Raw genomic sequence first — 1,652 nt, 5'->3', positions numbered from 1 at the left:
TGGCGCAGGCGGTCGACACCACGGCCGCCGGCGACACCTTCCTCGGCGCGCTCGCCACCGCACTGGGCGAGGGCCAGTCCTTCGACGAGGCCGTGCGCCTGGGCATTCGCGCCGCCGCGCTGTGCATCCAGCAGCCCGGCGCCCAGCCTTCCATCCCGCAGCGCGAAGCCGTGCTGCGCAGCCCCCTGCCTCCCGACTGGATTCCGCTGTGAAACGTACCGCCCTGCTGCACTCCGAACTGTCCCAGGTCATCGCCACCATGGGCCATGGCGACATGCTGGTGATCGGCGACGCCGGCCTGCCGATTCCCGACGGCCCGCGCCGCATCGACCTCGCGCTCACGCCCGGCGTGCCGCGCGTGGCCGAGGTGCTGAAGGCGGTGCTGAGCGAACTGCAGGTGGAGCGCGCGCTGCTCGCGCGCGAGGCGGTCGAGGGCCGCGCCACGGGCGAGCTGCCCGAATGGTGCGCGGGGCAACTCGCGGTCGTGCCCGAGACGGTGTCGCACGAGGAACTGAAACGCCTGAGCGCGCGCGCCAGGGCGGTGGTGCGCACGGGCGAATGCACGCCCTACGCGAACATCATCCTGTGCGCCGGCGTGACGTTCTAGGGCCTGTTCACACCCCAGCCGCTCACTCGAACTTGTAGTTCGCCCCCACCGGCTGCCCGACCCTGAGCATCTGCTCGATGCCCTGGATCACGATGCAGTTCATGCCGAAGGTGATGCCGCCGTCGACGCGCGGATCGGCGCGGTAGGTGCGCAGCGTGTCGTTGACCTCGGGGCTGCTCAGCGCGGTGGCCGGGTCGATGTCGGGAATGGGGCAGCGGGTGCAGGGCTTGACCGGCTGCAGCTGCGCGCCGTCCTCCGACCCGTCGGCTCCGCTGGCCACGTGCAGCATCTCGACGCGGTCCTCGTCGTGCGACTCGATGCCGGCCAGCACGATGTTGGGCCGGAAGCGCTCGATGCCCACCGGGCCATGGCCGTCGCGCGCCAGCCGCTCGTTGAGCTCGGCCAGCGAGCCCTCGCTGGCCACCAGCAGCGCGAAGCCGTCGGCGAACTGGGTCTGGGCCTCGATGCCGCCGGTCCACTTGAGGCTCGACAGCCGCTTGACCTCGGGATCGAAGCGCGCCAGCCGCAGCTTCTGCGGCTTGCCGGGCTCGGAGAGGAAGTCGCTGAACCACTGGGCCGCGATGTCGCCCATGTCGTAGGCATCGACCTCGTCCTTCCAGACCCGCACCCGCATCGGCTGCTCGACCCGGTCGAAGGCCAGGTGCAGCGCCAGCATGCCGGGAGCGCGCAGCACCACCTCGGTGTGCTTCATCTGCGGCTTGATCAGCGCCATGCGCGGCAGCTGCCGCTGCGTGACGAACTCGCCCTCTTCGTCGACCACCATCCAGGCCCGGTCGAACTCGAGGCCGGTCTCGGTCAGCAGCGCTTCGGGCAGCTCGACGCCGGCGCACGACTTGACGGGGTACACGAACAGGCGCGCGATGGTGGCCTGGAGATCGAAATCTGTCACGGGGGCTCCTCGGATGGGGGCTCGATTGTCCTCGCTCCCGGCATACCCCCAATGGCCGGTTTCCCCACGGGGCCGGCCACAAGAGCGTCCTCCTACAATGCCGCGATGGCCCTCCCCCCCGAAGTCTGTATCCGC

General features: G+C 70.5%; 3 protein-coding genes. 2 read left to right on the top strand and 1 reads right to left on the bottom strand.

Features of this window, described 5'->3' with window-relative positions; all coding sequences use genetic code 11:
- Together AC27VN_RS40845 and rbsD are read left to right on the top strand one after the other, a co-directional pair.
- On the top strand, positions 1–212 hold a 212-nt coding region (locus AC27VN_RS40845; RefSeq protein WP_490880415.1), incomplete at its 5' end, for a PfkB family carbohydrate kinase.
- On the top strand, positions 209–607 hold the full coding sequence (gene rbsD / locus AC27VN_RS40840; RefSeq protein WP_093347953.1) for a D-ribose pyranase: 399 nt from the start codon (positions 209–211) through the stop codon (positions 605–607). The genes AC27VN_RS40845 and rbsD, both read left to right, overlap by 4 nt.
- Before the next feature lie 22 nt (positions 608–629).
- On the opposite strand, the gene AC27VN_RS40835 is transcribed toward rbsD, so the two are convergent.
- Positions 630–1,517, bottom strand: a complete 888-nt coding sequence (locus AC27VN_RS40835; RefSeq protein ID WP_490880414.1) for an MOSC domain-containing protein — start codon at positions 1,515–1,517, stop codon at positions 630–632.
- Between the last annotated feature and the right edge of the window lie 135 nt (positions 1,518–1,652).

This window comes from Variovorax sp. 20P10.2.4, assembly GCF_058244205.1.
The sequence above is the reverse complement of the archived record's forward strand: the minus strand, read 5'-3'. Positions and strand labels throughout refer to the sequence as shown.